General features: G+C 69.8%; 3 protein-coding genes. 1 reads left to right on the plus strand and 2 read right to left on the minus strand.

Annotation, left to right across the window (positions count from 1 at the left end; all coding sequences use genetic code 11):
* A partial coding sequence (locus tag G5C60_RS49550) for a M6 family metalloprotease domain-containing protein (RefSeq protein ID WP_338146151.1) occupies positions 1-881 on the minus strand: 881 nt, incomplete at its 3' end.
* 386 nt (positions 882-1,267) lie between these two features.
* On the opposite strand from G5C60_RS49550, the gene G5C60_RS49555 reads away from it, so the two are divergent.
* Positions 1,268-3,274: a putative bifunctional diguanylate cyclase/phosphodiesterase gene (locus tag G5C60_RS49555; protein ID WP_165270703.1), complete on the plus strand. Its 2,007-nt coding sequence runs from the start codon at positions 1,268-1,270 to the stop codon at positions 3,272-3,274.
* On the opposite strand, the gene G5C60_RS49560 is transcribed toward G5C60_RS49555, so the two are convergent.
* Positions 3,265-4,392: an MsnO8 family LLM class oxidoreductase gene (locus G5C60_RS49560; protein WP_165270705.1), complete on the minus strand. Its 1,128-nt coding sequence runs from the start codon at positions 4,390-4,392 to the stop codon at positions 3,265-3,267. The genes G5C60_RS49555 and G5C60_RS49560 overlap by 10 nt on opposite strands.
* Between the last annotated feature and the right edge of the window lie 103 nt (positions 4,393-4,495).

Below are 4,495 nucleotides of genomic sequence, written 5' to 3' on the forward strand. Positions count from 1 at the left end.
CGCGTACCCCCGGCCCCCGCCCCCTGCACGCACGCCACCTGTCGCGGGTCCAGCCAGCCGAGCTTCCACTTGTGCCAGCCGAACAGATCGGGCGCGAGTCCGAACTGGCTGCCCATGAGGTCCCAGTCACCGACGTATGTGTCCCAGTCGCCCCTGTCGTCGGTCGGCCGGTGGTAGAGGTCTGGCAGGTCGAAGACGTGGCCCGTCTCATGGGCCAGGACCAGCCGGTCCGGCGGGTGCTGCTCGAAGACCGTGACGATCCGGCGGATGTCCTTGCCGTCGGCCCGCAGCGGCACCTCCAGGTTCACCACCTTCGTCGCGTCCGAGTCGACGCCGGGCGCGTCCGGATCGGCGACGAAGTAGACGACGTCGTAGCGCGAGAAGTCGACCCGGGCGTCGGACGCGGCGAGGGCGTCGCGCAGATACGCGGCACGGCGCGCGGAGTTCCAGTCGCGCTGTATGGCGTACGCCGTGGAGGCGCGCGGCATCCGGATCCACTCGCGGAGCGAATGCGGACGCAGCGTGAACTTGCCGTAGGAAGCCCGTTCGAAGAATTGGCTGGTGGTCGGGAAGTGGTCGGCCGTCAGTTCGGTGGGTGTGGTGCGCGGGGCGGCGTCGGGGAAGGAAAGGAAGACCATCACCGCGTCGAGGCGGCGGACGGGGCGCGGATAGGAGGCGTTCCAGGTGTCCAGACCCTCCGAGTGGTGGGCGTCGGTCCGCTTCAGGGCACAGGGCATGGACTGAGACACGGCGACCGCGGGGCCCGTCACCAGCGAGGTGGCGGCCAGCGCCGTCATGGAGGTGAAGGCGGCCGCAGGACCACGCCAACGAGGTCGTGCCCAGCCACGGGTGAGCCCCTTGAGAGGGAACAGACGCGGCACGTCGACCTCCGGATGCGGAATTCGGGATACCGCACCCAGCCTGACCACATTTGATTACCAACGCCCTGTTTGTCTGCACCAGAAGGGTGAGGGAGCCGACATCCGGACGAGAGCATCACAAGATCACCGACAAGCACCGACACCCCGAGCACTCACGGAACGTCACAAGCGATCGGCCATTGAAGGAACCCGTCCACGTGCGGGCAGAAACGATCTGTCAGAAGAGCCCGTTAATTGGGGAGACTGAGGAGTAGCTGGAAGGCGTCAAAGCCAGCCTCTATGATCGGCACACTTTCCTGCGCGGACACGGCTAGAGCGGCCGTCCTCCACCGGCCGACCACCCGACGAGACCTGTACGAGTAACGAGTGCACAGCGGGAGCGAACGGTGAGCGGAACGTCCGACGGGCCGGGGCCTGCGGCAGACCTCGTCCGGCCGACCGTCACGGAGAGTGACAGTCGGCCACTTTCCCACGAGCAGACGGCACCACGCGTCGACGCTGGTACCACATGCGTCGACACCCGTACCACACGCACCGAACCGGCGACCTCACGCGCCGAACCGGTGCTCCCACACACCGAACCGGCGACCTCCCTCGCCGAATCGGTGACTTCACGCATCGATGCCGTGCCTCCACCCGCCCCCGAGGCCGCGGCTCCCCACCCCGAAGCCCATACCTTCCAGGCCACCTTCGCCGCCGCGCCCGTCGCGATGGCCATCGTCGACCGCGAGGGTCTGGTCGTCACGGCCAACGACACGCTGACCGCGCTGCTCGGCGCGGGCCCGGACGGACTCGTGGGCCGGGTCGCCGCCGATCTGGTCGACCTGGCCTCCGACGCCCGCACCTGGCACGCGTACCGCGAGGTGCTCCGCGGCCGCCAGGCCAGACTGCGCTGCACCCGACGTCTCAAACATCCCGAAGGACACTCCCTTTGGGCCCAGGTGACGATCTCGCCGCTGCCCGAGGAGGAGCGGGCCGTACTGCTGTCGGTCGCCGACATCAGCGCCCGGCGTGAACTCCAGGCGCGTCTGCGGCACTTGCAGATGCACGACCCGGTGACGCGGCTGCCCAACCGCACCCTGTTCTTCGAGCGCCTGTCGGCCGCGCTGGAGGCGGAGGCGTACGAGGAGTCGGGCACCGGCCGGATCGGGCTGTGCTACCTGGACCTCGACGGGTTCAAGGCGGTCAACGACACGCTCGGCCACCGCGTCGGCGACCGGCTGCTGTCGGCCGTCGCCGAGCGGCTGACGCGCTGCGCGAACGAGGCCGGGTACGCGAGAGCGGCCACACCGCTGGTCGCCCGGCTCGGCGGCGACGAGTTCGCGCTGCTGGTCGAGGACTCGACGGGTACGGACCAGCTGGCGGAGCTGGCCGAGTCCGTACTGACGTCCCTCCAGGCGCCCTTCGACCTCTCCGGGCAGCGGCTCTCGGTCTCGGCCTCGATCGGGGTCGTCGAGCGGCATGCCGCCGACACCACCGCGACGGGCCTGATGCAGGCCGCCGACACGACCCTGTACTGGGCGAAGGCCGACGGAAAGTCCCGCTGGACGCTCTTCGACCCGGAGCGCAATGCCCACCGCATGACCCGCCAGGCCCTCTCCTCCACCCTCCGGCCCGCCATCGAGAAGGGCGAATTCGCTCTCGAATACCAGCCGTTGGTGTGCATGGAGGACGGCGGCGTGAGCGGGGTCGAGGCGCTGGTGCGATGGAACCATCCTCAGTTCGGCACACTGACGCCGAATCGGTTCATCGGACTTGCGGAAGAAGACGGTTCGATCGTTCAGCTGGGGCGTTGGGTGCTGGCCACCGCCTGCCGGCAGGCGCGCCGCTGGCAGCTGGACCACCCGGACGTGCCGCCGGTCTTCGTGAGCGTGAACGTGGCGGTGCGTCAGGTCTGGGACTCGGACCTGGTGGCGGATGTCGCGGCGATCCTCACGGAGACCGGACTCGCCCCGCATCTCCTCCAGTTGGAGCTCACCGAGTCGGCCGTGATGGGCTCGGCGGGCCGACCGCTCCAGGCACTGCAGGCGCTCAGCGACATGGGCGTACGCATCGCCATCGACGACTTCGGCACGGGGTACTCCAACCTCGCCTACCTCAGCCGCCTGCCGGTCTCCGTGCTGAAGCTCGACGGCTCGTTCGTGCGGGGCTTCCAGTACGAGGAGGCGGGCAACCGTGCGAACCCCGCCGACGAGGTCATCGTCGAGGCCCTCATCGAACTCGCCCACCGGCTGGGGCTCACGGTCACCGCCGAGTGCGTGGAGACGGCCGGGCAGGCCTCCCGGCTGCGCCGTATCGGCTGCGACACCGGCCAGGGGTGGCTGTACTCCCGGCCGGTGGCGGCGGATCGTATCTCCGCACTATTGACGGCGGTGGACTGCCCTCAGACCTGAGCCGTTCGCGTCTTCGGCGACTGATTCGGCAGGTGATTCGGCAACTGATAGGCGTCGGCGATCAGTTCGTACGAGTGCAGGCGTACGTCGCCGCTGTGGGCGTGGCTGGTGATCATCAACTCGTCGGCGCCGGTGCGCTTGTGCAGGTCGTCGAGGCCGGCGCGGACCTCGTCCGCCGTGCCGTGGACGACGTTGGCGTTCCAGGAGTCGATGAACTCCCGCTCCATCGGGCTGAATTCGTACGCCTCCGCCTCCTCCGGGGTGGGCACGAGTCCCGGGCGGCCGGTGCGCAGGCGGACCATGTTCAGGGCGGCGGCCATGACCTGGCGGCGGGCCTCCTTCTCGTCGTCCGTCGCGAGCGCGGAGACGCCGATGAGGGCGTACGGGGCGTCGAGGACCTCGGAGGGCGTGAAGGACTCCCGGTAGAGGTCGAGCGCCGGGATGGTGTTCTGGGCCGAGAAGTGGTGCGCGAAGGCGAACGGGAGGCCGAGGGCGCCGGCGAGGCGGGCGCTGAAGCCGGAGGAGCCGAGGAGCCAGACGGGTGGGCGGTGCGGGGACTGTACGCCGCCGGGGGATGTGGCCTGGATGGGGCCCGGGACCGCGTGGATGCGGGCATATCGGTGGCCGTCGGGGAAGTCGTCGTCCAGGAAGCGGGTCAGCTCCGCGAGTTGCTGGGGGAAGTCGTCGGCGCCTTCGTTGAGGCGGTCGGTGCGGCGGAGGGCTGCGGCCGTTGCGCCGTCCGTACCGGGGGCTCGGCCGAGGCCCAGGTCGATACGGCCCGGGGCCATGGCCTCCAGGGTGCCGAACTGTTCCGCGATGACGAGGGGGGCGTGGTTGGGCAGCATGACGCCGCCCGAGCCGAGCCGTATGCGGTCGGTGTGGGCGGCGAGGTGGGCGAGGATCACCGCGGGGGACGTCGATGCGACGCCCGGCATGGAATGGTGCTCGGCGACCCAGTAGCGGTGGAATCCGCGGGCCTCTGCGAGGCGGGACAGTTCGACGCTGGTGCGCAGGGCCTCGGTGGCGGTGTGGCCCGCGCCCACGGTGACCAGGTCCAGCACGGAAAGTGGCACCTGAGCGGTGCCCGCCGTCTCGCCTCGTATCTCGTCTGCCGCCACGGTGGTTGCCTCCTGCTCGGTACGACGTCGTGTCCGCGCGTTCCTAACAGGAGACGGTCTCCGGTTATTCCGCCCCCGCCGCCCCTACCCGTTCCCGTCCACT

It is taken from the genome of Streptomyces scabichelini (assembly GCF_011045015.1).
In the GTDB taxonomy this organism is placed as follows: domain Bacteria; phylum Actinomycetota; class Actinomycetes; order Streptomycetales; family Streptomycetaceae; genus Streptomyces; species Streptomyces scabichelini.